27 protein-coding genes are annotated in these 25715 nt (G+C 43.1%); 10 read left to right on the top strand and 17 right to left on the bottom strand.

Annotated elements, in window-relative coordinates:
• Positions 1 to 2: 2 nt before the first annotated feature.
• The 8 genes from ribD to HC733_RS02735 all read left to right on the top strand — a co-directional run bounded on the left by ribD (position 3) and on the right by HC733_RS02735 (position 8593).
• Entirely contained in the window at positions 3 to 1115 is a 1113-nt protein-coding gene (gene ribD, locus HC733_RS02700; RefSeq protein ID WP_190363521.1) for a bifunctional diaminohydroxyphosphoribosylaminopyrimidine deaminase/5-amino-6-(5-phosphoribosylamino)uracil reductase RibD, read from the top strand.
• Positions 1116 to 1135: 20 nt separating this feature from the next.
• Positions 1136 to 1780, top strand: coding sequence for a riboflavin synthase (locus HC733_RS02705; RefSeq protein WP_446727613.1), 645 nt, complete (start codon positions 1136 to 1138; stop codon positions 1778 to 1780).
• A gap of 31 nt (positions 1781 to 1811) precedes the next feature.
• On the top strand, positions 1812 to 2924 hold the full coding sequence (gene ribBA, locus HC733_RS02710) for a bifunctional 3,4-dihydroxy-2-butanone-4-phosphate synthase/GTP cyclohydrolase II (protein ID WP_190363523.1): 1113 nt from the start codon (positions 1812 to 1814) through the stop codon (positions 2922 to 2924).
• Positions 2925 to 3083: 159 nt separating this feature from the next.
• Positions 3084 to 3548: a 6,7-dimethyl-8-ribityllumazine synthase gene (gene ribH, locus HC733_RS02715; protein WP_190363524.1), complete on the top strand. Its 465-nt coding sequence runs from the start codon at positions 3084 to 3086 to the stop codon at positions 3546 to 3548.
• Positions 3549 to 3559: 11 nt separating this feature from the next.
• Positions 3560 to 3970: a transcription antitermination factor NusB gene (gene nusB / locus HC733_RS02720; RefSeq protein WP_190363525.1), complete on the top strand. Its 411-nt coding sequence runs from the start codon at positions 3560 to 3562 to the stop codon at positions 3968 to 3970.
• A gap of 42 nt (positions 3971 to 4012) precedes the next feature.
• Complete coding sequence (gene thiL, locus HC733_RS02725) at positions 4013 to 4975, top strand: thiamine-phosphate kinase (RefSeq protein ID WP_190363526.1); 963 nt, start codon at positions 4013 to 4015, stop codon at positions 4973 to 4975.
• A gap of 8 nt (positions 4976 to 4983) precedes the next feature.
• Positions 4984 to 5469 carry a phosphatidylglycerophosphatase A family protein gene (locus HC733_RS02730; protein ID WP_190363527.1) on the top strand — a complete coding sequence of 162 codons (486 nt, stop codon included), beginning with the start codon at positions 4984 to 4986 and terminating at the stop codon, positions 5467 to 5469.
• Positions 5470 to 5503: 34 nt separating this feature from the next.
• Complete coding sequence (locus HC733_RS02735) at positions 5504 to 8593, top strand: ligand-binding sensor domain-containing diguanylate cyclase (protein ID WP_190363596.1); 3090 nt, start codon at positions 5504 to 5506, stop codon at positions 8591 to 8593.
• Here the strand turns inward: HC733_RS02735 and HC733_RS02740 are convergent.
• The 4 genes from HC733_RS02740 to HC733_RS02755 all read right to left on the bottom strand — a co-directional run bounded on the left by HC733_RS02740 (position 8590) and on the right by HC733_RS02755 (position 12042).
• Positions 8590 to 8889, bottom strand: a complete 300-nt coding sequence (locus HC733_RS02740) for a DUF962 domain-containing protein (RefSeq protein ID WP_190363528.1) — start codon at positions 8887 to 8889, stop codon at positions 8590 to 8592. The two genes, HC733_RS02735 and HC733_RS02740, sit on opposite strands and share 4 nt — an antisense overlap.
• A 38-nt stretch (positions 8890 to 8927) precedes the next feature.
• A complete protein-coding gene (dxs, locus tag HC733_RS02745; RefSeq protein WP_190363529.1) occupies positions 8928 to 10787 on the bottom strand; it encodes a 1-deoxy-D-xylulose-5-phosphate synthase in 1860 nt (619 codons plus the stop codon).
• Between the two features lie 121 nt (positions 10788 to 10908).
• Positions 10909 to 11796 (bottom strand): (2E,6E)-farnesyl diphosphate synthase, encoded by an 888-nt coding sequence (gene ispA, locus HC733_RS02750; protein WP_190363530.1) that lies wholly within the window; start codon positions 11794 to 11796, stop codon positions 10909 to 10911.
• Positions 11797 to 11799: 3 nt separating this feature from the next.
• On the bottom strand, positions 11800 to 12042 hold the full coding sequence (locus HC733_RS02755; protein ID WP_190363531.1) for an exodeoxyribonuclease VII small subunit: 243 nt from the start codon (positions 12040 to 12042) through the stop codon (positions 11800 to 11802).
• A 425-nt stretch (positions 12043 to 12467) separates the two neighbouring features.
• Here HC733_RS02755 and pomA point away from each other — a divergent pair, with 425 nt between their 5' ends.
• Complete coding sequence (pomA, locus tag HC733_RS02760) at positions 12468 to 13235, top strand: flagellar motor protein PomA (RefSeq protein ID WP_190363532.1); 768 nt, start codon at positions 12468 to 12470, stop codon at positions 13233 to 13235.
• Between the two features lie 5 nt (positions 13236 to 13240).
• Positions 13241 to 14176 (top strand): flagellar motor protein MotB, encoded by a 936-nt coding sequence (locus HC733_RS02765; RefSeq protein WP_190363533.1) that lies wholly within the window; start codon positions 13241 to 13243, stop codon positions 14174 to 14176.
• A 52-nt stretch (positions 14177 to 14228) separates the two neighbouring features.
• Here HC733_RS02765 and HC733_RS02770 read toward each other — a convergent pair whose 3' ends face one another.
• The 13 genes from HC733_RS02770 to HC733_RS02830 all read right to left on the bottom strand — a co-directional run bounded on the left by HC733_RS02770 (position 14229) and on the right by HC733_RS02830 (position 25715).
• Positions 14229 to 15434: an aromatic amino acid transport family protein gene (locus HC733_RS02770; RefSeq protein WP_190363534.1), complete on the bottom strand. Its 1206-nt coding sequence runs from the start codon at positions 15432 to 15434 to the stop codon at positions 14229 to 14231.
• A 243-nt stretch (positions 15435 to 15677) separates the two neighbouring features.
• Positions 15678 to 16643, bottom strand: a complete 966-nt coding sequence (gene lipA / locus HC733_RS02775) for a lipoyl synthase (RefSeq protein WP_190363535.1) — start codon at positions 16641 to 16643, stop codon at positions 15678 to 15680.
• The gene (lipB, locus tag HC733_RS02780; RefSeq protein WP_190363536.1) at positions 16640 to 17293 is read right to left on the bottom strand and encodes a lipoyl(octanoyl) transferase LipB; all 654 of its coding nucleotides are present in this window, start codon (positions 17291 to 17293) and stop codon (positions 16640 to 16642) included. The genes lipA and lipB overlap by 4 nt, the downstream gene beginning before the upstream one ends.
• Positions 17294 to 17310: 17 nt before the next feature.
• Entirely contained in the window at positions 17311 to 17589 is a 279-nt protein-coding gene (gene ybeD / locus HC733_RS02785) for a DUF493 family protein YbeD (RefSeq protein ID WP_190363537.1), read from the bottom strand.
• 151 nt (positions 17590 to 17740) lie between these two features.
• Complete coding sequence (locus HC733_RS02790) at positions 17741 to 18904, bottom strand: serine hydrolase (protein WP_190363538.1); 1164 nt, start codon at positions 18902 to 18904, stop codon at positions 17741 to 17743.
• 46 nt (positions 18905 to 18950) lie between these two features.
• Positions 18951 to 19715 (bottom strand): septal ring lytic transglycosylase RlpA family protein, encoded by a 765-nt coding sequence (locus tag HC733_RS02795; protein ID WP_190363539.1) that lies wholly within the window; start codon positions 19713 to 19715, stop codon positions 18951 to 18953.
• The gene (gene rodA / locus HC733_RS02800) at positions 19712 to 20821 is read right to left on the bottom strand and encodes a rod shape-determining protein RodA (RefSeq protein ID WP_190363540.1); all 1110 of its coding nucleotides are present in this window, start codon (positions 20819 to 20821) and stop codon (positions 19712 to 19714) included. Before rodA ends, HC733_RS02795 begins: the two co-directional genes overlap by 4 nt.
• On the bottom strand, positions 20818 to 22686 hold the full coding sequence (gene mrdA / locus HC733_RS02805) for a penicillin-binding protein 2 (protein ID WP_190363541.1): 1869 nt from the start codon (positions 22684 to 22686) through the stop codon (positions 20818 to 20820). The genes rodA and mrdA overlap by 4 nt, the downstream gene beginning before the upstream one ends.
• 10 nt (positions 22687 to 22696) lie before the next feature.
• Positions 22697 to 23167 (bottom strand): 23S rRNA (pseudouridine(1915)-N(3))-methyltransferase RlmH, encoded by a 471-nt coding sequence (gene rlmH, locus HC733_RS02810; RefSeq protein ID WP_190363542.1) that lies wholly within the window; start codon positions 23165 to 23167, stop codon positions 22697 to 22699.
• Positions 23168 to 23170: 3 nt separating this feature from the next.
• Complete coding sequence (gene rsfS / locus HC733_RS02815) at positions 23171 to 23488, bottom strand: ribosome silencing factor (protein ID WP_190363543.1); 318 nt, start codon at positions 23486 to 23488, stop codon at positions 23171 to 23173.
• Positions 23489 to 23543: 55 nt separating this feature from the next.
• Positions 23544 to 24173, bottom strand: a complete 630-nt coding sequence (nadD, locus tag HC733_RS02820) for a nicotinate-nucleotide adenylyltransferase (RefSeq protein ID WP_190363544.1) — start codon at positions 24171 to 24173, stop codon at positions 23544 to 23546.
• 4 nt (positions 24174 to 24177) lie between these two features.
• Positions 24178 to 25215 carry a DNA polymerase III subunit delta gene (gene holA, locus HC733_RS02825; protein WP_190363545.1) on the bottom strand — a complete coding sequence of 346 codons (1038 nt, stop codon included), beginning with the start codon at positions 25213 to 25215 and terminating at the stop codon, positions 24178 to 24180.
• Complete coding sequence (locus HC733_RS02830) at positions 25215 to 25715, bottom strand: LPS-assembly lipoprotein LptE (RefSeq protein ID WP_190363546.1); 501 nt, start codon at positions 25713 to 25715, stop codon at positions 25215 to 25217. Before HC733_RS02830 ends, holA begins: the two co-directional genes overlap by 1 nt.

Consider the following 25715-nt stretch of genomic DNA (forward strand, 5'->3'; position numbering starts at 1 on the left):
GCATGTTTACAACCGATGATAATCGTTATATGGCGCTGGCAATTGAACTTGCTGCAAAAGGTCGCTTTACAACCACGCCAAATCCGAATGTTGGCTGCGTGATTGTTAAAAATGGCCAGATCATAGGGCAAGGTTATCATCAACGTGCAGGCGAAGGGCATGCTGAAGTCAATGCCTTAAAACAAGCAGGCTCGAACGCACAAGGCGCAACTGCTTATGTGACTTTAGAGCCGTGCAGTCACTATGGACGAACACCTCCTTGCGCCGAAGGCTTGATTAAGGCCGAGATCTCGCGAGTAGTTGCCGCGATGGTTGACCCAAACCCCCAAGTGGCAGGCAGGGGCTTAGCAATGTTAGAAGATGCGGGTATTGAAACCGTATCTGGTTTGTTGCAAGAGCAAGCAAGGGCCTTGAATAAAGGCTTTCTAAAAAGAATGGAACAAGGTTTGCCGTATGTAACGTGCAAGCTAGCGGCCAGCCTAGACGGTAAAACAGCGCTGAAAAATGGTCAAAGTAAATGGATCACAGGCGCTGACGCACGCAAAGATGTGCAGCTGTTTAGAGCGCAAAGCTGCGCAATATTAAGTGGTGCCGACACGGTTATTGTAGACAATGCCAAGCTTAATGTACGACTAGAAGAATCTGATATTGAATTGCCACAAGGGCAGAGCTTAAGGCAGCCTCTGAGGGTGATCATTGACTCACAAAATAGGCTAACGCCAGATTTAGCGCTATTTCAAATCGCCGCCCCCATTTTAATTTTACGTACACATCTTGATAATCATCAGCAGTGGCCACATTTCGTAGAGCAAATTGAATTACCAGCACAGCAGCAAAAAATTTCGTGTCGCGCCGCTTTAGAACACTTAGCGCAGCGAGGTATCAACCATGTTTGGCTTGAATCTGGGGCGACCTTAGCGGGTGTGTTTGCACAGCAGCAGTTAATTGATGAATATGTGGTATATTTAGCGCCGAAGTTGATAGGGTGCCACGGCAAAAGTTTAGTCAATTTGCCAGAAGTCACAGTGATGGATGAGATCACACAATTAGAGTTTCTCGATGTGCGTCGAATAGGCGAAGATCTTCGTATTACGGCCAGAACCCCGCTAATTTAAGAGGCAATATGTTTACAGGTATTATTGAAGCGACAGGAACACTCAGCGAGCTAACCCCATCACAAGGGGATTTAATCATACGTGTCAGTAGCAACAACTTAGATATGAGTGATGTCAATCTCGGTGATAGCATAGCGACAAATGGGGTCTGTTTAACGGTAGTAGAGAAGTTTAAAGATGGTTTCAGAGCTGATTTATCAAATGAGACCATAAAATTAACCCAGTTCTCTCATTACAAACAAGGACAAAAAGTTAACTTAGAGAAAGCACTGCAGCCAATTTCTCGCTTAGGTGGCCACCTTGTCTCGGGTCACGTTGATGGTATAGCGACTGTGGTTGCCATCGAAGCAAATGCACGCGCTACCGAATACTGGTTGGAAGCACCAGCACAGCTGATGAAATATATTCCCCATAAGGGATCGGTTGCTGTTGATGGTATTAGTTTGACGGTGAATGAAGTCAAGCAACAGCAATTTAAATTAACGATTGTGCCCCATACCGCACAAGAGACCACCATTGCCGATTTTAAAGTTGGCAGCAAGGTGAATTTAGAAGTCGATCAAATTGCCCGTTATTTAGAGCGCTTAGTGCTAGGAGCGCAGCCTCAGGCTAGCGAGTCAACTCTCACAGCCAGTTTGTTAGCCAAAGCGGGCTTTATAAAATAACCCCAATAAACCTTAATTAGATAGGTAGATTATGAATTTGAACAGCGCACAAGAAATCATTGATGACATAAAAGCCGGTAAAATGGTCATCTTGATGGATGATGAAGACCGTGAAAATGAAGGTGATTTAATCATCGCCGCCGAACACATTTCGGCTGAAGCGATTAACTTTATGGCCACCTATGGTCGAGGCTTAATTTGTTTAACGATGACTCAAGAGCGCTGCCAACAATTAGACTTACCTCTGATGGTTCGTAACAATGGAGCTCAGTTCTCTACTAATTTCACGCTATCAATTGAAGCAGCTAAAGGGGTTACCACAGGTATTTCTGCGGCAGATAGAGCACGCACAGTGCAGGCGGCCGTAGCAAAAGGTGCCGTTCCGAGTGATATCGTTCAACCTGGGCATATTTTTCCAATCATGGCACAACCGGGTGGCGTATTGACTCGCGCGGGCCATACTGAGGCTGGGTGCGATCTTGCACGCTTAGCTGGGCTTGAACCTTCGTCAGTGATTGTGGAAATTTTGAATCCTGATGGCACCATGGCGCGTCGTCCTGAACTAGAAGTGTTTGCAAAAGAACATGGTATTAAAATCGGCACTATCGCCGATTTAATCGAATATCGTAATCTAAACGAAACCACCATTGAAAAAGTAGCGCAGTGTAAACTGCCAACTGAATACGGCGAGTTTGATTTAGTAACTTATAAAGACACCATTGATAATCAGCTTCATTACGCATTACTCAAAGGCGAAGTAAAGCCTGATGAAACTACTTTGGTACGTGTACACCTGCAAAGTACCTTCAACGATATCTTGTTATCTGACCGCGGCGCAGACAGAAGTTGGAGTTTGCACAGTGCGATGCAATATATCAGTGAAAACAATGGTGTGTTAGTTGTGTTGGGTAAACAAGAGCAAAGCCAAGAAATTGAAGCAATGGTCAAAGCGTTTGCTGCTCAAGACCAAGGTGAGCAAGTGAATGTGCGCAAGTTTCAAGGTACTTCACGAACGGTAGGTGTTGGTTCACAAATTTTAGCTGATTTAGGTATCCAAAAAATGCGCCTGATGAGTATGCCGAAAAAGTACCACGCGCTATCTGGATTCCATCTGGAAGTGGTTGATTACGTTGAGCCAAGATAGTAATCAATAACCATGAAAACACGGGCCTAATAGAGGCCCGTTTTAAGTTGTTTGGGGATAGGTAAAATTGTGCTATTATGCGCCCCAATTTGGCAATTGCTTGACCGAATAATTCGGTACATGCTTCAGCATTGGTATTTATAAGATTAGGATCATCTAATGAACATTATTGAAGGTAACAAATATGCACCGGGCAAAAAATTTGCCATTGTTATTTCTCGTTTTAACGACTTTATTGGTAAGAGTTTACTAGAAGGAGCTGTTGATGAGTTAAAACGTACTGGTGGCGTAAGCGATGAAGACATCACTGTGGTATATGTACCAGGTGCCGTTGAGTTACCTTTAGCAGCAAAGCGTATTGCAATGAAAAAGCAGTTTGATGCCATCATTGCATTAGGTGTGATCATTCGAGGTGGTACACCACATTTTGATTTAGTTGCTAATGAATCAAACAAAGGGTTGGCGAGTGTGTCTTTGGAGTATGATATTCCTGTTGCATTTGGCGTACTTACCACTGAAAGCATTGAGCAAGCCATAGAACGCGCGGGTACCAAAATGGGTAATAAGGGTGGCGAAGCTGCACTTGGCGCCTTGGAAATGGTAAACGTGCTAGAGAAAATTTAAGAGGATCCTCTGTGAAACCAGCAGCTAGACGTAAAGCACGTATATTGGCCTTGCAAGCCGTTTACTCATGGCAATTAAGTGGTAACCCAATCGCCGACATCGAACAACAAATGTTGATCGAAAATGATGTGTCTAAAGTAGACGTTGAGTATTTTAAAGATTTGGCACGTGGTGTCGCGGTTAATCAAAAACAACTTGATGAGATTGTTAAGCCACATCTATCAAGACCGTTCGATGATTTAGACGAAGTTGAACGTGCGGTATTAAGATTAAGCGCATACGAGCTTAAGTTCAGAGAAGATGTACCTTACAAAGTAGCAATTAACGAAGGTATTGAGCTTGCCAAAATCTTTGGAGCCGAAGATAGCCATAAGTTTGTTAATGGTGTCTTAGATAAGGCTGTAAAAGAGTTGCGAAAATAAGGCAAATATAAGGAGAGCCGGCGTTGGCCGGCTTTTTTGTGTATGAAGGAATTTGAACTTATAAATCGTTACTTTACTGGTCGTGGTATTTCGCGCCGAGATGTCGCGTTAGGGATAGGCGATGATTGTGCGCTTGTGAATGTGCCTGAAAACTGTCAGTTAGCTATTACGACAGATACGTTAGTTGAAGGTGTTCATTTTTTTGCTGACATACCACCACGTGCTCTCGGGCATCGAGTTATCGCAGTTAATTTGAGCGATTTAGCTGCGATGGGAGCGGAACCTGCTTGGTTATCGATTGGATTAACTTTGCCAAGTATTAACGAGAAGTGGCTTGAAGAGTTTACCGATGGGATGCACGAAATAGCAGAATACTATAATGTGCAAATTATCGGCGGCGACACCACGCAAGGTCCGTTAACTATAACTGTGTGCGCTAAAGGCATTGTACCCAATGGCAAGGCGTTAACTCGCTCTGGTGCTAACAATGGCGACTGGATTTATGTTACAGGCCCGCTGGGCGACTCAGGCTTAGCCATTGAAGCGCGTAAACAAGGCTGGCCTATCGCCGCAGAGCATCTTAAAAATGCCAATGAGCGCTTTCTTTACCCATCTCCAAGAGTAGCTGCAGGTCAAGTATTAAGAGGTGTTGCAACTTCTGCCATAGATATCTCAGACGGCTTACTCGCCGATTTATCTCATATTCTAAGGCAATCAGGTGTTGGGGCTGTTATTCACGCCGATAAAGTGCCAACTTCTGCCGCACTTAATAGCTTAGAGAACGACGATATGCGTTTGCAGTTAGCATTGGCTTACGGCGATGATTACGAGCTGTTATTTACAGTCAGCGATGACAATAAATGCATGCTTGAAACAAAGCTTAATCAGTATGGGGTAGAGCCTGTGTGTGTTGGGCAAATTGTTAATAATGATGGCAGATTAGAGCTGCTAAATAACAATCAGCCATGGCCACTTCCTGAAGTGGGTTTTGAACATTTTAGCTAGGAGTTGGTTTGGCTAAGCAGTATAAATTTGATCTTAAACGCCCTCATCAGTTTTTTGGTTTAGGGTTTGGGCTTGGCTTATCGCCAGTTGCGCCGGGGACCATGGGGACTTTTGCCGCATTACCATTTATTTTTATCACCGCCACCTACCCACTTTGGTTGCAAATCGTGTTTGCGATAGTAATTAGCGTGTTTGGTTTGTGGGTCTGTGGACAAACCGCAAGAGACGTACAAGTACATGATCATCCGTCAATTGTTTGGGATGAGGTGGCTGGTTTCTATATCACCATGATAGGGGCAGCGTTGAGTTGGCAGTCACTCATTGTGGGTTTTTTATTGTTTCGCTTTTTTGATATCGTAAAGCCAGGACCCATTAAAATGCTCGATAAACGCTTACATGGCGGATTTGGCATAATGGCGGATGATATCCTTGCTGGTATTTTTTCATTAATTTGCTTGCAGGCTTTGTTTAAAACTGGTGTATTAACGTTCTGATATTAGGCTGAAAATCGTGTCAACTATGGATAGATTGTTTAGGTTTATAGTTTTTGTTGTAATTAGTTTTATGGCGCACGCAACGCACGCGTCTATCAACGATTACGTTGTAAAACAGTGGAACTTACAAAATGGTTTGCCTTCTCAGTCTATCAAGAGCATTACCCAAGATAAGCAAGGCTATATTTGGCTTGCGACTCAATTTGGTTTGAGTCGTTTTGATGGACAAAAGTTTACCAATTTAACGACCCAAAATACTGACTTTTTGCGCTCTAATGCCATTCATAAGTTGCTTGTTGGCACTGACGGCATGCTTTGGGTTGGGACTCGTCGCGGAGTTCATCGCTTAAACCCACAAACTTTTGAAGTTGAATCACTCAATATTTCAGGGCCTGTACGAGATATTATTGAAGATAGTCAAGGTAGTATATGGATTGCTGCGAATGGTCTTCATTATATCTCTCACCAAAGTTTGGCACTTGCTAACGGCTCTGTAACATCTCGCCGATTATCGGCGGTTAAAATCAACCAAATAGTGGGCGCTGTGTCTAAAATGGCATTAGCTAGCGATGGGATTTGGTTGGTGAATGAGCGACATTTACTAAAAATAAAACAAGCCAGTGCTTCAACTGAGAGTGCATTTAGATTGGAGCTATCCAGCCGTTTATCACTCCCGCAGCAACTTGCACAAACCATTTTGCATGATCTTGCCTGGATAGATGGTCGATTGTTTTTGGCCACTGAGCTGGGCGCTTATTTTTTAGATATAGATGAAGTGCTTCGTCGCTATGATGCGATAGGTAATACCGCTGTGTATAAATTTATGAGCGATGGCGAGGGTGGAATATGGGTGTCCACTTCAAATAGCCTAATGTTCAAAGAAGGCCGAGGAGCATGGCAATCTGTCAGACCTGTACAATCTGAGCAAAGCGTTTGGTTTTCGGATATTTTCAAAGATAATGAAAATAATATCTGGTTAGCGAGCCTCAATGAAGGCCTGTGGTTCGCACATGCGGGCAAAGTTGAAAGATTTTCGCTCGGCAGCGATACCAATCAAGGTATAACCGCTATTACGCGCTCTCCAACGGGGCAAATTTGGGTTGCAAACCGTTATGGTATTGGTACTTTGGATGCCAGCGGACAATATCAACAAGTAATTGATATCAATAGTTTAGAGAGATTGACGGTTAACGATCTTGAGTTTCAGGGTGAGACTTTATTGATGGGAACTGACCGTGGTGTGTTGGTCTACGAGCAAGGAGAATTACGCAGCCTTCCGTACAGAGAATTACGTCAAAATCCGGTGTTTTCTATTAGTCCTTCAAATGAAGGCGGCGTGTGGTTTGGCACCGGTCGGGGTCTATATCGATTAGAGTATTCGGAGTTAACTCCGTTTAATTACAATACCTTTCTGGGTAGTCAATTTGTTACCTTTGTTGTTGATCTTCCTAACTTTGGTTTTATCGGTACTAACAAAGGTGCTTATCGCTATAACGAGCGAGGTATCGAAAAACTCGGTGGGCAGACATCACTAGAAAGTGCTTACATTACCAGCATATTTCACATCCAAGATGTTGCGACTTTGATTGGTTCTTGGAGTGACGGTCTTTTTTATCTGACTGCACAAGGGCAGTGGCACCAGTTAGACGCATCGAACGGGTTGCCGTATGGTTCCATCACATCCCTACATTACGATAAGCAGCTACAACAAGTATGGGTGGGTACAAAAAAGGGTGTGTACCGAATGCCTGTCGAACAATTTAAAGGGCCAATAACCAATCTAAAAGTGGATCAAGTCATTAGCCAATTTGATAGACAACTTGACGGTAAAGCGAGTCGTTGTTGTTCTGGCTTTGGACATGATGCAGTGATGGAAACCATGGACGCAATTTGGTATCCCAGTTCCCAAGGCGTTGTAAAAATACCCAAAAATATGCAGTTGTTTGGCTCTGACGAACTGACTTTGAAGCTTGAAGCCCTATTTACGCCCGAACGTAGGCTATCGGGCAACGAATTGGAAAGTAAAATATTTCTAAATACTGCTGAGCGAGACTTAACGGTACAGTACACTGCGATTGATTTTTATGCGCCGCAAAGTGTTGAATTTAGATATAGATTGTTAAGCAATGGCATAACTAGCGCAGATTGGCGCGAAACACAACGGCGTCAAGATGCTATCTATACCAATTTATCGCCAGGTGAATATACCTTTGAGCTACAAGCCAAAAGACGTGGTCAAGACTGGCAAGCTGCTACCAAGAAGCAAATTAACATTTTTATACCCAGAAGATTTGATGAGACCATGTACTTTAGGTTACTTATCACCTGTGGGTTTGCATTCTTATTTTATCTCATATTTTGGGTATTTAGAGCCCAAGAACGCAGAAAGCATCAAGCCTTAGAAGATTTGGTTGCAGAGCGCACGACTGAGCTTCGCAAAGCCAATGAAAAACTGAATCAGGTTAATACCCAACTTAAACTTGTGAGCCATACCGATGAGTTGACAGGGCTACGTAGCCGTCGGTTTTTGTTCGACCAACTACCGAAAGATGTTGAGCATTTCCAGCGTAATGCTCAGTCATTGCAGCAGCAGAATAAGAGCTTGGTGTTGATGATCTTAAACATTGATAAATTCAGCAAAGTAAATGACGCATATGGACCGCTTGGTGGTGATAGCTGCTTACAGCAAATGGCTGCGTTATTGAACTCTCGCACTCAAGGTTCAGACTATGTTGCTCGATGGAGTGGTGATGAGTTTTTACTGTTACTAAGAGATTTCAAACGCGATGATGTAGAAAGTTATGCAAGAGAGTTATGTAAGGCTGTTGCTGATTTTGACTTTAAGTTGCCCAATGGTAAGTCTTTGGCATTAAGTGTGTCGATGGGCTGGTCGCTATATCCGTTGCCTTTGCTTGGCGGTCAAGTTATAGGTTGGGAAGCATCTGTTAATCTAGCTGATATTGCTTTGCACCAAGTTAAGCAACGTGGCGGCGATGGTGCTGCAACAATTACCTTTGATGATCAGCTCGATGCCTTTGAGTTTGAACAAAGCAGTAATATCGAGTCCCAACTTGAAGTACTGCAAAGTAATGGTTTAGCTGATGTGAAAGTTTGGATGCGCTAAGCGCGTCTGAACAGCCATCGAAAATACATCACCCAATCGGCCGCTAATGAATAAAATGGATGACTAAAGGTAGCGGGGCGATTACGCTCAAACGCAAAGTGACCGAGCCAAGCAAAGCCATAACCACAGAGTGGCATTAAAATAACAAACAATAAGCTTTGCCAATAAAGCGCCGCAAGTAGGTTAGCTAATACCAATGTACTACCTAGATAATGACAAGCTCGACACCATGGGTGTTGGTGTTGTTCTAAATAGTATGGGTAAAACGCTCGGAATGTGGCAAATTGACGTGGCATAGGAAACCTTAAAAGAAAAAAGGAGCATATGCTCCTTTTTATAGAATCTCTTGAAGCTTTTTCAAGATATTTTGTTCATCCAGTCCCATTTCGGCGTGCATTTGCTCTTGCGTGCCATGTTTTATGAACTCATCGGGTAGGCCAAGATGGGTCATCTTCACTGATACACCAATGCTTGCGTAAAACTCGCTAACAGCGCTACCAGCACCGCCAGCAATTGCATTGTCTTCTAGCGTTACTACGTGCTCATGTGTTGCGAGTAGCTCTTGTAGTAGCGTGGTATCAAGTGGTTTTACAAAGCGCATATCAACTAACGTTGCGTTGCATTGCTCGGCGGCAAGTTTGGCATTATGCAATAGCGTACCAAAGCTGAGAATAGCTAGTTTTTCACCGGCTCTGATAACTCTTCCTTTACCAATAGCCAGCGGCTGCATTGTTAATTCAATACTTGCATCTCCAGCACTGCCACGCGGGTAGCGGACCGCAGCGGGACCGTTGTGTAGGTAGCCTGTATGGAGCATTTGACGGCATTCATTAGTATCACTTGGCGCCATAATAACCATATTTGGAATGCATCGCATAAAGCTTAAATCATAGGCACCTTGGTGAGTTTCACCATCAGCACCAACTACACCAGCACGATCTACAGCGAATAGTACTGGCAGGTTTTGCAGTGCAACATCATGGATCAATTGGTCATAGGCACGTTGCAAGAAGCTTGAGTATATTGCAACCACTGGTTTCAACCCTTCACAGGCAAAGCCCGCTGCAAGTGTCACGGCATGTTGCTCTGCAATCGCCACATCAAAATACTGATCTGGGTATTCTTTAGAGAAACGCACCATACCAGAACCTTCACGCATGGCAGGCGTAATCGCCATTAAGTTTTTATCATCTTGGGCTTGATCACATAACCAATCCCCAAAAACTTTAGAAAAACTTGGCGCGCTAGGTGCTGATTTAGGCAAACTATGGATGCTTGGATCAAACTTAGGCACCGCATGATACCCAATTGGATCTGCTTCGGCTGGTTTGTAGCCTTTACCCTTTTGCGTTTTGATGTGCAGTAGCTGAGGGCCTTTTAGGTTGCGCATATTGCGCAGCGTATCGACGAGCATATTTACATCATGGCCATCAATTGGGCCGATATAATTAAGGCCTAGCTCTTCAAAAAATGTCCCTGGGATCACCATGCCTTTGAGGTGCTCTTCCATTCGACTGGCTAGTTCTTTGACTGGTGGTACACCTGATAGTAAACGCTTACTTCCTTCACGGATGTTTGTATAAAAGCTACCCGATAAAATACGTGCAAAGTGGTTGGTTAGTGCACCGACATTTTCAGAAATAGACATTTCATTATCGTTAAGCACAATCAGCATATCTGATTTTACATCACCTGCGTGGTTCATGGCTTCGAAGGCCATGCCCGCGGTAATGGCTCCGTCACCTATCACAGCAACTGTTTTTCTGCCTTTACCTTCTTTTTGTGCGGCAATAGACATTCCCAGCGCTGCAGAAATAGAGGTACTAGAGTGGCCAACACTGAAAGTGTCGTATTCACTTTCTTCACGGTATGGAAATGGATGCAATCCGTCTTTTTGACGTATGGTATGAATTTGATCTCGTCTACCAGTAAGAATCTTATGTGGATAAGCTTGATGGCCTACATCCCAAATAAGTCTATCTTCCGGTGTGTTATAAACATAATGAAGAGCAACAGTAAGTTCAACTGTGCCAAGACCTGAGGCGAAGTGGCCACTACTTTGTGACACTGAGTTGAGTAAATACTCTCTAAGCTCATTACTAAGTGTGATAAGTTTGTGCTGCGGTATCTTTCGCAGTTGCTTTGGGTTGTCAGCCAAAGCCAATAAGGGGTACTTGCTACTATCCAATTTCATGGTATCAATTATGTGTCCTACGCAAACTTCGCACAATTATATACAAAGGCTGCCGTTAGTTTTATTTATTTATACAAATTAGCCATTAATTTGTCATGAACAGCGATTTTTTTAGCGCTATTTAATATTTTCTTTCAATAATATAATGCGCTAAGTCGGCTAAAATGGTGGTGTCTTGCCCTATTTCATCTAGTGCTGCAATCGCGTCATTGATCAATGCTTGCGCTTTGTTTTTAGCGCCGTCTAAACCAAGTAATGCAGGGTAAGTAGATTTATTGTTTTCAATATCAGAGCCCTGTGGTTTACCAAGTGATAGGGTATCCCCTTCGATGTCTAAAATATCGTCTTGGACTTGAAAAGCGAGGCCAATATTTTCAGCATAACGGCGCAAAGCTTGAAGGGTTGATTGTTTAACATCGGAGGCACACAGCGCGCCTAACTCTATCGATGCTCCTAACAAAGCCCCTGTTTTTAGTTTATGAATTCGCTCAAGTTCTTCTAGTGTAACGACTTTATTTGTGGCTGCAAGGTCAAGTGCTTGGCCGCCAATCATGCCTTCAATTCCCGAAGCTTTAGCTAATGTGTTTAACATTTTCACTTGCTGTGTGATAGGCACCTTGAAGGTATGTTCACTGAGTAATTCAAAGGCAATTGTTTGCAGGGCATCACCTGCCAAAATTGCTTGTGCCTCATTAAAGGCTATATGACAAGTAGGCTTACCTCTACGTAGCTCATCATCATCCATTGCAGGTAAATCATCGTGTACTAAGGAGTAGCTATGGATACACTCAATCGCAGCTGCTGCAATATCAAGGTCAGCTAAATGGGCCCCGAGCATTTGCCCTGTTGCATATACTAAAAATGGTCGTAAACGCTTTCCGCCATTATTGATACTATAAAACGTGGCTGCTTTGATGGTTTCATCGGTATCTAATGCGCGAGCAAAATAGTTCGCAATGGTATCTGTAATACGAGTTTGCGTGTGATTTAGTTGTTCTTTTAATTCCACTGTTTATTCCACATCACCTTGAAATGGGACCGCAGAACTTTGGCTATCATTAGCCATTAGGATAGAGACTTTTTGTTCAGCTTGTTGCAGTTTATTACTGGATGAATTTGCTAAAGCAATCCCTCTTTCAAACTGTTTTAAAGATTGCTCTAGAGTCAATGTACCTTGCTCCATTGACTGAACGATTCCTTCTAGTTCTGCCATTGCTTCTTCAAAACTCAGATTGTCTGGTTTTTTTGTTGCCATGATATTGTCTCGTTTGTGATTACTGCCAACATTTGAGCATGCTGAGCTTTTGTGTATTTATTCGCGCATTTTAGCAGGGCTGAAGCTGCGTAGCATAGCTAATCTGCAATAACCTTTCTACCCAGAAAGCCATCAAGTTCTAGCTAAGCGCCCAATTTTAGGGGCAATATGGGGTAAGGTCAAAGTTTGCAGCTCGCTTTTACTATACTATCCCAAAACGTCGATAAACCTAAGTGCGGGTGTCGCTCGCAATTTTAGTGCTTTTTCATATAATTGATTTAAGATATTCAGTAGCTTGCCGATAGTTAATAGTGGTTCATAAGCATTGCTTTATGTTCAATAATTTATGGCACACCTTTTGTATGCCTTATCAGCATGAGTCGCTTGGGCAAGAATTAGAATAGATAAAACTCTCTGGAGGGTATGTGGATTTAGCAACCGTTATTGGGATCCTAGGCGCAATAGGCCTGATTGTGATGTCCATGTTCATGAGTAGCGACGGTGAAATAATCATGTTTGCCGATGCTGCTTCTGCTGTTATTGTTTTCGGTGGTTCACTCTTTATCGTTTTGGCTAATTTTAGCACGCCAAAGTTCTTCGTCATTGGTAAAGTTGTGGGCAAGGCTTTTATGTTTAAAATTGAGACACCTGAGGAGCTAATTGAAAAAGCGGTTGAACTGGCAGACTCAGCGCGTAAGGGCGGATTCTTAGCGTTAGAAGAAGCGGATATCCCAAATTCATTTATGCGCAAAGGCGTTGATATGTTAGTCGACGGTCATGATGCAGACGTTGTACGAGCTACTTTGCAAAAAGATATCTCGTTAACAACAAACCGTCACGATGAAGGGGCGTCTTTATTCAAAAAGCTCGGTGATATAGCTCCTGCAATGGGGATGATAGGTACTCTAATTGGTTTGGTTGCTATGCTTTCGAATATGGATGACCCAAAAGCGATAGGTCCAGCGATGGCAGTTGCCTTGTTAACTACCTTATATGGCGCATTTCTTGCGAACGTTGTCGCCATCCCTATCCAGTCTAAATTAGAGCTTAGAAGAGATGAAGAAGAGCTAAATCAAAGGCTCATTCTTGATGCCATTCTCGGAATTCAAGACGGTCAAAACCCTAAAGTCATTGAAGGCATTCTGAAAAACTATCTGCCAGCATCTAAACGCTTGCATGAGAAAGAGGAATAGCGCTGATGTCTGAAGAAAAAGAATGTAAATGTCCACCCCCTGGGCTGCCAGCTTGGATGGGGACATTTGCAGATCTGATGTCTTTGCTGATGTGCTTTTTCGTACTTCTTTTGGCGTTTTCGGAAATGGACGTTCTGAAGTTCAAACAAATCGCGGGCTCGATGAAGTTCGCTTTTGGTGTACAAAACAAAATTGAAGTAAAAGACATTCCAAAAGGAACCAGTGTAATAGCGATGGAATTCACACCAGGTAAGCCTGAACCTACACCTATAGAAACTATCCAGCAGCAAACCGTGGAAATGACACAACAAATGCTAGAGTTTCAGGCTGGTGAAGAAAGCTCAGCAGGGGGCAGACAAGAGCAACGTGGTAACAAGCGTGGTGGTGAATCTCAAAGCACTTCTCAAGAACAAGCAATGACGCAATCTATTTCAGCGGCAGAGCAAGAGCAAGTGAATGAGCTGGTGAAGAAAATAGCCCAGCAGCTAGAAAAGCAAATTATGGATGGCGCGATAGAGCTTGAATCTTTAGGTCAGCAAATCATTATACGTATTCAAGAGAATGGAGCGTTTCCTTCGGGTAGTGCTTTTTTACAACCGAAATTTACGCCGACAATTTTAGAAATTGCAAACTTATTGAAGGATGTACCAGGTGAGATCACGGTATCAGGGCATACTGATGACTATCAAGTCAGTAACGAGCTATATAGTAATAATTGGGATTTATCGGCAACAAGAGCGGTTGCAGTAGCGAGTGAGATGGTTAAAGCCCCAGGCTTTGATAAAAACCGTTTAGTGGTTGTAGGGCACGCTGATACGCGGCCACTCGTACCTAATGAAACCAATGCGGACAGAAGACGAAATCGTCGTGTAGAAATATCAATTTTACAAGGTAAACCGCAAGAGTCTGACCCAATTGAGGTTTCAGGACAAAACAAATAAAGCAGCCAGTGGCTGCTTTATTTTTATTACCTAACTTAGGTTTGCAAACTAACTAACCCAATGACGGAATAACCCCGCTCATCTGTAGCATCTGCGCAATAATGATTAGCAGGCCGCACAATGCGGCAACAGCCAGACCAAGAGAGCCCCCTCTAACTTGATAACCTTGAGTTTGTAAACCATGTCTACGTTGTGACCAAACCATGGCTACAGGCAGAAAAACCGCCAGTATTACCAGTGCAATTGCCGCATAACCCAACGCCATGATAAATCCTTTTGGATAGAATAAGGCAAAGCCAAGTGGTGGTAAAAACGTAATTAATGCTGTTTTGCTGCGATCCAGTCTGCCATTGCCTTTTTTGAATGCATCAGCAAAGAAGTCAAATAAGCCTAAGCTTACGCCTAAAAATGAGGTAGCGAGGGCTAAGTCTGCAAATACAGTAACAAATGTGCTGATATGAGGGTTGTGTGCAATACTCGATATGTTATTTACAAAGCCAGATAAACCATTACTTTGCATTAAATTTTGCTGGCTCATTACACCTTGGCTTAGCAGCTGCCAGAATACATAAATCACCAGCGGCAGTGCGGCACCAAACATCATAACACGACGCAGAGACTTAATATCTAAACCAACGTACTTCACAATTGAAGGAATTGAACCGTGAAAGCCAAACGAAGTGAAGATAACAGGAATAGCGGATAGCACCAGTCCTTGTTGAATAGGCATATCGAGCAGGTGCTGGCCGTGTACATAGGGGCTTAAAACAAAAAACAAACTGGCAAGTACAGTAATTTTGACTGCAAAAAGCACTTTATTAAGTTTATCTACCGTGCTTGTACCTGCAGTAACAACACTTGCAACCAAGATAGCTAATAAAATAGACCCAGCTTGAGGCGCAACTTCTATACCAAGCACATTACTCATTTTTTCTTGTAGTTGTGCGCCACCGCCAGCAATATAGGCTGCACATAACGCATAAAACAAAAATACCATCGCAAAGTTTGCAATATATTGTCCGCGTTTTCCCAATATTGATTTAGCAAGGGTATTAAGTGTTGCGTCAGCACTGGCATATTGGTGAAGCTCCAGCATCAGAAGAGCAGTGTAAGTCATCAGCATCCAAGACAGCAAAATCAGTATTAACGCTGTTGTAAAGCCAAGCCCTGCAGATGCAATAGGTAGCGCTAACATTCCTGCACCTATGGTTGTACCTGCAACGATCAGCATACTCCCCAGTGTTTTATTTTTAAGCACAAATTGCCCCTTTGTATGTGAGAGAGTCCAGCAAGATATACTGGCGTGTAAAAAAATGAAATAGTTTTGCTACAAATCAATGTTAACGATTGTAATCTATGTTTTACGGGTTTTTAATTTAGGGACGAAATGTAACAAATTCTTTGCCACATAATGGTCTTACCTGATAAAACAAAGGAATGAAATTGTAGATATGTAAGCATAAAAAAAGCGCCTTGAAGGCGCTTCTTAAAATACAGTGTTTTACTTCACTTCTTTACCAGCGGCTTGCTGATCTGCGTGATAACTAGAGCGCACAAAAGGACCACATGCCGCATGAACGAAACCAATTTCATCAGCATACTCTTTTAATGCATCAAATTCTGCAGGCGGTACATAGCGTTTAACTGGCAAGTGATGTTTTGAAGGCTGTAAATATTGACCGACAGTCAACATATCTACGTTGTGCTCACGTAAATCTCTGAGTACTTCTTCGATTTCCGACATTTCTTCGCCCAAGCCAACCATCAAACCAGACTTGGTTTTTACATTTGGGTGCGCTTCTTTAAAACGACGCAGTAGTTCCAACGACCACTTATAATCTGCACCTGGTCGCGCTAACTTGTATAAGCGCGGCGCAGTTTCTAAGTTATGATTAAACACATCCGGTGGAGTTTGGGTTAAGATTTCTAGTGCGCGCTCCATACGACCACGAAAATCAGGTACTAAAATCTCTATCGTGATATGTGGGTTGTGCTTACGAATAGCAGTGATGCAATCAGCAAAGTGCTGTGCGCCACCATCGCGCAAATCATCTCTGTCTACTGACGTGATCACCACATAGCTTAGTTTCATATCTTTAATTGTCAGTGCTAACTTCTCAGGTTCTTCAGCATCAGGCTTAAGAGGACGGCCGTGCGCAACATCACAAAATGGACAACGACGTGTACAAATCGCACCTAAGATCATGAATGTAGCGGTACCATGGTTAAAGCATTCAGATAGGTTTGGACAAGACGCTTCTTCGCATACTGAATGTAAGCCGTGCTTACGCATTGCTTGTTTAATGCCATCAATGCGCTCGCTCGATTTTGGCAAGCGGATCTTCAACCAATCAGGTTTGCGTAGCATCTCTTGTCTTTCAGTGGGAAGCACTTTAACGGGGATCAATGCCATTTTCTCGGCATCTCTAAGTTTTACCCCTGGCTCCATTTTTACTGGTTTACTCATTCGTTTTCAAACCCTTGTGTTTGCTCTACAACTTCAGCATTAAGTCGCTTTAGCATGTGTTTGACTAGCCCGTTACCCACTTCTTCCATCGAGGAAGGGCCGTTTAATTCGCTTGTTTGCACCATATTCATACCAGCATAACCACATGGGTTTATACGTAAAAATGGCGACATATCCATGTTTACATTCAGTGCTAAGCCATGAAAAGAACAGCCTCGTCTGACTCTCAGTCCTAAGGAGGCAATTTTGCTATTATCTACGTATACGCCTGGAGCATCGGCTTTCGCGTACGCGGTAATATTGTGCTCAGCTAGAAAGTCTATGATGCATTGCTCTAACCAAGTGACCAGTTCACGCACGCCTATCTTTAGACGGCGTAAATTGAACAGCACATACATCATTTGTTGTCCTGGACCATGGTAGGTCACTTGCCCTCCGCGATCGACTTTAATCACCTGAATGTCACCGGGGGCAAGTAAGTGTTCGTCTTTACCTGCTTGTCCTTGTGTGAATACGCTTTCATGTTCAACAAGCCAAATTTCATCAGCGCTGTTGTCGTCGCGCTGATCTGTATATGCTTGCATGCGTTGCCAAATAGGCTCATAGCTACGTAGGCCAAGCTGGCGTACGATCACTTTATGTTGGCTCATCGTCGTCGTTATGCTCATTAAAGTACGTGACGGACGTCTTCTAACGAGCCAATTTCAGTGTAAATTTGTTCAATGTGTTCTTTTGACGTCACTGTGACTACGACAGTAATTGACTCATAATTGCCTTTACTACTTGGTTTCACTCTTGGCGCGTAATCACCAGGTGCCATCACTTGAAGTTTGCTTAACACTTGGTCCGTAAGGCTCACGTTTGCAACACCCATAATTTTGAAGGTGAATGGGCATGGGAATTCTAAGTACTCATCAAACTTAGTATTTTTTACTGGCTTTACCACTTAGGTGTCCTCACTACTGGAACTATCTTGCTTATTTGCAAGTTTAACAAATCGGCTTATGGTTACTAACCGAGAATAATGGCGGCATTCTAACATTTTTGTGGCAAAAAAAAACGCCTCACAAGGGAGGCGTTCATTTATGATTTTTAAATTATTGTGCGATCTGTAAACGTAAATAGTCGTAGATCTTAGAGAAGAAACTGCCTTCGCCAACTTCTTCAAGTGTTACAAGTGGATATTGAGCAATTTCTTCGCCTTCAAGTTGTAAGAACAAAGTACCTACTTTGCTGCCTTTCGCTAGAGGTGCTTGAAGTGTTTTATCTAACTCAAAGTTTGCTTTTAGGTTTTTACGTTGTCCACGAGGTATCGTGATTGGCGTGTCTTGTAAAATACCCAGCGAAACAGTTTCTTTGTTACCCATCCAAATGCGCTGCTCGGCAAAGCTATCACCGGCTTTATAAGGGGTGATGGTTTCAAAAAATCTAAAGCCGTAGTTCAGTAGCTTTTTGCTTTCAACCTTACGAGCTCGCTCACTCGCTGTGCCCATAACCACTGCAATTAGACGCATATCATCTTTTGTTGCGGATGTGACTAGGCTGTAGCCTGCATCCGACGTATGACCTGTTTTAATACCATCCACATCAAGGCTGGCGTCCCACAGTAGGGTGTTTCGGTTATATTGTTTTATACCATTGAAGGTAAAAGACTTTTCTTTATAAAGCGCATACTCATCAGGCACATCACGGATAAGGGCTGCACCAAGCGTCGCCATATCACGTGGGGTGGTGTAGTGCTCATCGGTATCTAGACCATGGCTGTTAATAAAATGGGTATTGGTCATGCCAAGCTTTTCTGCATGGGCATTCATCAGATCTGCAAACGCGCTCTCACTGCCAGCAATGTGCTCCGCCATTGCAACACAGGCATCATTGCCTGACTGAATGATAATGCCGCGATTTAAGTCATCCACGCTTACTTGTTTTCCTACTTCGATAAACATTTTTGATGACTCTGGGAAATTTTTCGCCCATGCCTTTTCACTGATAGTGACCATGTCACTTGGTGATATATTTCCTGCATTTATTTCAGTACCAATGACGTAGCTTGTCATCATCTTAGTAAGACTAGCAGGTGCAAGTCTAGTATCCGCTTCACCTTCAGCAATGACTTTGCCAGTCGTAAAATCAACTAAAAAATAACCTTTGGCGTTAACTTGGGGAGGCGATGGCAAAATTTGTGCGTTGGCTGCAAAAATAGAAGTAGAACACACAAGGGCGCAAATCTGAGTAATAAATTTTGATTTTAATAAAGTCATTATGCTCGCAATTTTAAGTTTGGTTAGTCAGCGTCACCGCAATATTCTAAAGTTGTTGTTCACTATAAAGCAAGAAGGCTTGGGTAAATTCACCTTTTCGCAAGTTATTTAACACAGTCTGTGCGTGTTCATCACCTTGCATTGGCCCCAAGCGTAATTTGTATAGTCCATTTTCTAATGTGATCACGTTATCAAGGTCCATCTTTTGTTTTAAAGAGTTCGCCATCTCTTGAATTTTGTCTAATTGGCTACCCGCAGCTACTTGAATATAAGTTAGGCGTGGCGCTTGGCGCTCAAGGGTAATGGCTTCAACCTTAACATTGGCTGTACCATTTAAGTGATAACCTAACTTGTATGCCGCTGCATAAGATAGGTCAATGAGCCTGTCATCATGAAAAGGACCACGGTCATTAACCCGCACAATAGCGCTCTTGCCGTTATCTAGGTTAGTTACTTTAACAAAACTGGGTAGTGGTAACGTTTTATGTGCAGCGGTCATATCAAACATATTGAATATTTCGCCATTTGAGGTGTGATAGCCATGGAACTTTCGGCCATACCAAGATGCAACGCCTTGCTCAACATACCCTTTTTCGTCCGACATAGGCGTATATTGCTTGCCAAGTACTACGTATGGCCGTCCTGCAGCGACGCTTTTGGCTTCGTTAGTTACCACCGCGTCTTGCATTTCCAGTACGGTGGGTACTCGCAGAGGGGCTTTATCATGTTTTATATGGTAACGGTTGCTACAGGCACTTAGCATGGGCATCAAAAATAAACACCAAGCAATTTTTAGCCGTATTTTGTTCATGACTTCAGTAACATCCTCTTATCTGTTGCGATAGCCATAATAATGCCAAAACCTGCCATCAACGTCACCATAGAAGTGCCTCCATAGCTGATAAGTGGCAGCGGCACACCGACTACGGGGAGTAGTCCCGATACCATGCCGATATTTACAAAGACATAAACAAAAAATGTGAGTGTTAGTGCACCAGCTAGTAGCTTACTAAAAGCATCCTGTGCATTCACTGCAATAAACAAACCGCGGCCTATAATAAATAAGTAAACACTCAGCAGCATCACAACACCAAATAAACCGAACTCTTCGCTTAAAACCGAGAAAATAAAATCTGTGTGGCGCTCAGGGAGAAACTCCAGCTGAGACTGGGTGCCTTGCAGCCAACCTTTACCCTCGACACCGCCTGAACCAATAGCGATTTTTGATTGAATAATATGATATCCAGAACCAAGAGGATCGCTCTCAGGGTTCAAAAAGGTCAGTACGCGTTGTTTTTGATAGGCATGCATGCCGTAATGCCAAAATGCAAAGCCAGCAGGCCCCGCCAGTAGTGCAAACATACCAATGAGTTTCCAACTTAATCCACAGAGAAACAGCACAAAAATGCCTGAACTGGCAATGAGAATAGAGGTGCCTAAATCGGGCTGTTCTTTAATTAATATCGTCGGTACCAAAACAATCGTAAAACCAACAATCAAATTCCAAATTGAAGGTGGAAGGCGATGTTGCCCTATGTACCACGCAACCATCATAGGTACCGCAATTTTCATGATTTCTGAGGGCTGAAAACGGGTAATGCCTAAATCAAGCCAGCGCTGAGCACCTTTACTACTTACGCCAACAAATAACACCGCGATTAACATACCTAAACCAAGCAGGTATAAAGGAATAACAATGCGCTTTAATGTATTGGGAGAGATCTGGGCCATAAATAGCATTGCGATGATAGCACCAGCCATACGGGTGCTGTGTCGAAGCATCATGCTCGTATCTTGGCCGCTAGCACTATAAACAACCGTTAAACTACCTAACATCATTAGTGTCAATGCTAAAAGCAATGGCCAATCTAAGTGGACCCTTTGCCAAATAGTACGTTTATTGTGAAGGGAGGTCATGGCATCTCCGTTTCTAGCGGGTAGGCAGAGAAGTAGTAATCCATTAGTTGTCTTGCAATGGGAGCTGCGATGGCACTGCCGCCTGCTTTTTGGTTTTCCACTACAATAGCAACCACGATTTTCGGATCGTTAAATGGCGCGAAGCCTGTGTAGACAGCGTTATCTCGGTGACGCTCTTTCATATTCTTGGCATCATATTCTTCACCTTGAGCAATGCTTACGACTTGTGCAGTACCTGTTTTACCGGCTGGGTCATAGTTTGCTCCTTTGAATGCTTTTCGTGCAGTTCCTCGCAGTACAGTATTGTGCATTGCGTCTAAAGCAATTTGCCAGTGATGTGGGTTATTGAGTGTCACTGGGGGCTTTTCTTCGGTAAATAGCTGAGTGACCGTTTCTTCCTGTTTTGCTACCTGCACTAAATGGGGCTGGCGATGTACACCTTTGTTTACCAAGATACTTACCGAGTTTGCAATTTGAATTGGCGTGGCTGTCCAGTACCCTTGTCCGATGCCTACAGAGATGGTATCACCCGGCCACCAATTCTCTTTAAAGCGAGCACGCTTCCATTCGACAGTTGGCATTATGGCAGTTGTTTCTTCATGAATATCAACACCAGATAAGTCACCAAAACCAAATTGGTTCATAAAATTGGCAATCTTGCTGATCCCTAGTTTGTATGCGATTCGGTAAAAGTATGTGTCACAAGACATCTCAATTGCGGTATAAACATCGACATGTCCATGTCCCCAGCTGAGGTGATCACGCCATTTATGATCAACGTTGGGGATCTGAAAAAAGCCCGGATCCCATATTTTGGTTTCTTCTGTTATCAAGCCCTCTTCTAATCCTAGAATAGCGAGATGGGGCTTAATCGTTGATGCTGGCGGGTAGCGGCCTTGGGTAACACGATTGATCAGCGGTCTGTCTTCGTTTAGCAGCTTTTTGTAATCTTCACTGCTGATACCATGGACAAACAAATTGGGGTCGTAGCTCGGATTAGAATATAAGGCGAGTATGCCGCCATCTTTTGGGTCTATGGCAATCACTGCGCCTCGCGTATCTTTCAAGGTGTGTTGTGCAATTTGTTGTAAACCTATATCTATTGTTAGTACTAAATCTTGCCCAGGCACTGGGGATTCAACACTGAGTGTGCGCAATACCCGACCACGGTTGTTAACTTCTACACGTTGTGAACCAACAATGCCATGTAGCTGTTTTTCATAAAATTTTTCAATGCCGCGTTTACCAATATCATGGGTTGCACGATAGTTGGTGGCGCGGTCTTCTAACTCTAAATCTGCCAACTCTTTTTTGTTTAGTTTTGCTACATAGCCTAGGGCATGAGTCAGTGTATCGCCATATGGGTAATATCGGGATAAGCGCGCTTCGATACTAAAGCCCGGGAATTTATGCTGGTTAACTGAAAATACCGCGACTTCTTTTTCATCAAGGCGGGCCTTTAAAACTTGGCTTTTAAAACGTCGATTGTTTCTTATATCTTCTTTAAATTCTTTAATTTGCTGTTCTGATATGGCAAGTAGCTTGCTCACTTCTAGCAGGCTTTTATCAAGATTTTCTACTTCTTCCGGCACCACTTCTAAGTTGTAAACCGGTCGATTTTCTGCCAGTAGCACACCATTTCGATCGTAGATTAAGCCCCGATTGGGTGCAACAGGAATAACCTTGATGCGATTGTCATTGGAACGAGTTTTATAGGTATCAAAATCAACAACTTGTAAGTTGTAGATGTTCATTAACAGTATACCTATCAATGAGACAACAAAAGTAAAGCCAATGAAAGCGCGACGGGCAAATAAATTTGCCTCGGCTGAGTGGTCACGGATCGTTGGCCTTGTTTTTATCATTGTTAGCTAACTATTCTCTATGATATGGATGATTGTTGTTTAAGCTCCATCCACGATAGAGGCTCTCTGCAACAATAATACGTACTAAAGGGTGTGGTAGTGTCAAATTAGACAAAGACCACTTTTGCTCTGAAGCAGCAATACACTCTGGTGCTAAACCTTCAGGCCCACCAATTAATAAGCTGATGTCCCGACCATCCAACTGCCATTTTTGCATATTACTGGCAAGTTGATGCGTATCCCAAGGCTTTCCCGTTACTTCTAATGTAACGATGCGATTACCTTTGGGGATAGCAGCGAGGGTTTTCTCACCTTCAACTTGCAAAATCCTTTTTATGTCGGCGTTTTTACCTCGTTTACCCGCTGGTATTTCAATGAGTTCCAGCGCCATGTCTTTAGGAAAGCGGCGCTGGTACTCTTTGAAACCTGTTTCAACCCAAGCTGGCATTTTGGTTCCAACGGCAACTAGTTGAATCTTCAAACCTTAGCCCCAAAGCTTTTCAAGGTCATACAATGCACGTGTTTGATCTTGCATAACATGAACGACGACATCGCCCAAATCAACCAATACCCACTCACCAACATCTTGACCTTCTTGACCTAAAGGCTCTTCACCAGCATGACGAGCTTCTTTTGCAACATGCTCTGCAATTGATTGGACATGACGCTTAGAGTTACCTGAGCAGATCACTAAGTAATCGGTGACAGAAGATACACCACGCACGTCAAGTTTTACTACATCACGGGCCTTCATATCGTCCACTTTGTCCAAAGCAAAGTCTAAAAGTTGTTCAGAATTCAAGTTTGTTTCTCTTTACTAAATAAAATAATCGGCGATTCTAACACAGCACGAAGCCTTATTCAGCATACAGGTGATGTTCTTCAATGTATTGTCTGACTTGTTCGTTAAGCAAATGTTCAGTGTTTTCTCTATTTTTTATACGGTTACGAATATTACTAGAGGCTGCATCAAAGGTATCACCCGCTAAAAAGTAACATAATCCACCAGGTTGTTGAGCGAGTAATTCACGCTCAGAGGTGTTTGCCTGTGCTAAGTATTGTGTCAATTGCTCACAATTTGCCAGTTTTTCAGCGGGACGTTGATAAACAACGATGTGACAAAGCTCAGTGATCTCTTGCCATTTATGCCAGGTTGGTAAACTGTTAAATGAGTCCATACCCATAAGAAACAGCAGCGGTGTATTGGGTGACGCTGTTCGACACTCTTGTAAACTCAGCAGTGAATAAGAGGGCCCTTGTCTAATGAGTTCTCTGTGGTCAATGGTAAATTGAGGATTGTGTTTTGTCGCGAGCGACAGCATTGCCAAGCGATGCGCATCTGTTATTCCTGGTTGGGCTTTGTGAACTGGCATGGCACAAGGTAAGAAATACAGCTTGTCTAATTTCAGTTCATTGACACATTGCTCAGCCATGTTTATGTGGCCAAGGTGAATAGGGTCAAATGTTCCGCCAAATAAAGCAATCATAATTCTAGTTAGTGTGTTGGTAGGGAAGGTCAAACGGCACAGGTTGGCAAAAAGACAATGCAATATGTGCTAAAGCCTGATAGGGAGCCACAATATTCGCCCGTTTATAGGCTGTATCGAACTGCGCCAGCAAGTCAATTATCTGCTCGAGGCGAACTTGGGTTAATCGGTCAATTGCCTGTGATGTGGCAGCTTGCTGGTTTTTCCAAACACTATGCTGTTTAAACAGTTGGCTGATGTTTTGACCTTGTTGTAAGCCCTGTTTTATGCTCAAAAGGGTCTGTGCTTCTTTATTGATTGTCCAAACAATACTGGCAGGTTCAACATTGTCCTGTGCAAGTTTGAGCATAACCTTAACAAGCTGCTTTGTGTTACCTTGCAACAGTGCATTATTCAAATCAAAGATATCGAACTTTGCTTGATTAAGGAGCCCAGATAACACCTGTTTTTGGTCAATAGGCTCTGATTTATAAAGTAATGATAGCTTCTCAAGTTCTTGATAAGTGGCTAGTAAATTACCTTCAGTGGCGCTGAGTAAGCTGCGTTTGGCATCATTGGCCAAATTTAACTTTAGTAATTTACATTGATCATCTAACCAACGAGCCAAATGGGCACCTGTCAAAGGGTAGCAAGGGATAAACACGCCAGACTTATCAAGTGCTTTAAACCATGCGCTACGTTGGATATCTTGTCCGGCTTTTGCGCCTTTTAAAATTAATACCACATCAGGGTTAGGGTGGGCCGCGAGTTCTTTAAATACTTGGCTGCCTTGTGTGCCTGGCTTTTGCTGGTTTAAATCAAACTCTATCAATGTGCGAGCACTGAACAACGACATGCTGTTATATTGAGCTATCAGTTCTTGCCAATCAAAGCCCGGCAACAAGGAGAATTTAATGACTTCATCAAACCCTTGCTTTTTAGCGGCTTGTTTTATTTCAAGTACGCAATTTGCTTCTTGGAAAGGCTCTTCGCCAAACACCAGATAAAATGGTGCTAGAGATTGGCGTAATTGGTTGGTTAGTTGATTAGCGTAATAGCGCATTACAGTTGCGATAACTCTCGAACAATACGCTCACTGGCCAACTGACGAAGCTCATTGAGAAGCAACTCAAGTTCTTTGGCCTTGGCAATGGCATTATCAGGGTCGTCTTGGTAATTACGATATAGCTCAAAGCGTTGTTCTACAGGCTCTTGATTGGGGCGCGTTAAACGGTATGAAACACCATACGCAAGTTGATATTGCGCCACCTGTCCATTTTTAAACAAGCTTAATGTTTGTCGCTCTAAGGTGTCTCGATACAGGTGCAATTTTGTAATTGCTGTATCATCTTTCGCTTTGCTAACCAAAGTCACTTTTGCTTGCTGTAAATCGCTGCTAAGTAGTTCAAATAACTGAGCACGGGTGTCGTCACCGGTTAATTGCAAGGTGCGCATTTCGATTGGTAAATATGAGGCTTTCTTGAGGTGAAAGCCACAGCTAGATAACAAAACACAGACTAGCAAAAGCGCTAGTCCATGTTTGAAAAACGCAGTGACGCGCAT

Source organism: Pseudoalteromonas sp. S16_S37, assembly GCF_014694405.1.
Taxonomy (GTDB): domain Bacteria; phylum Pseudomonadota; class Gammaproteobacteria; order Enterobacterales; family Alteromonadaceae; genus Pseudoalteromonas.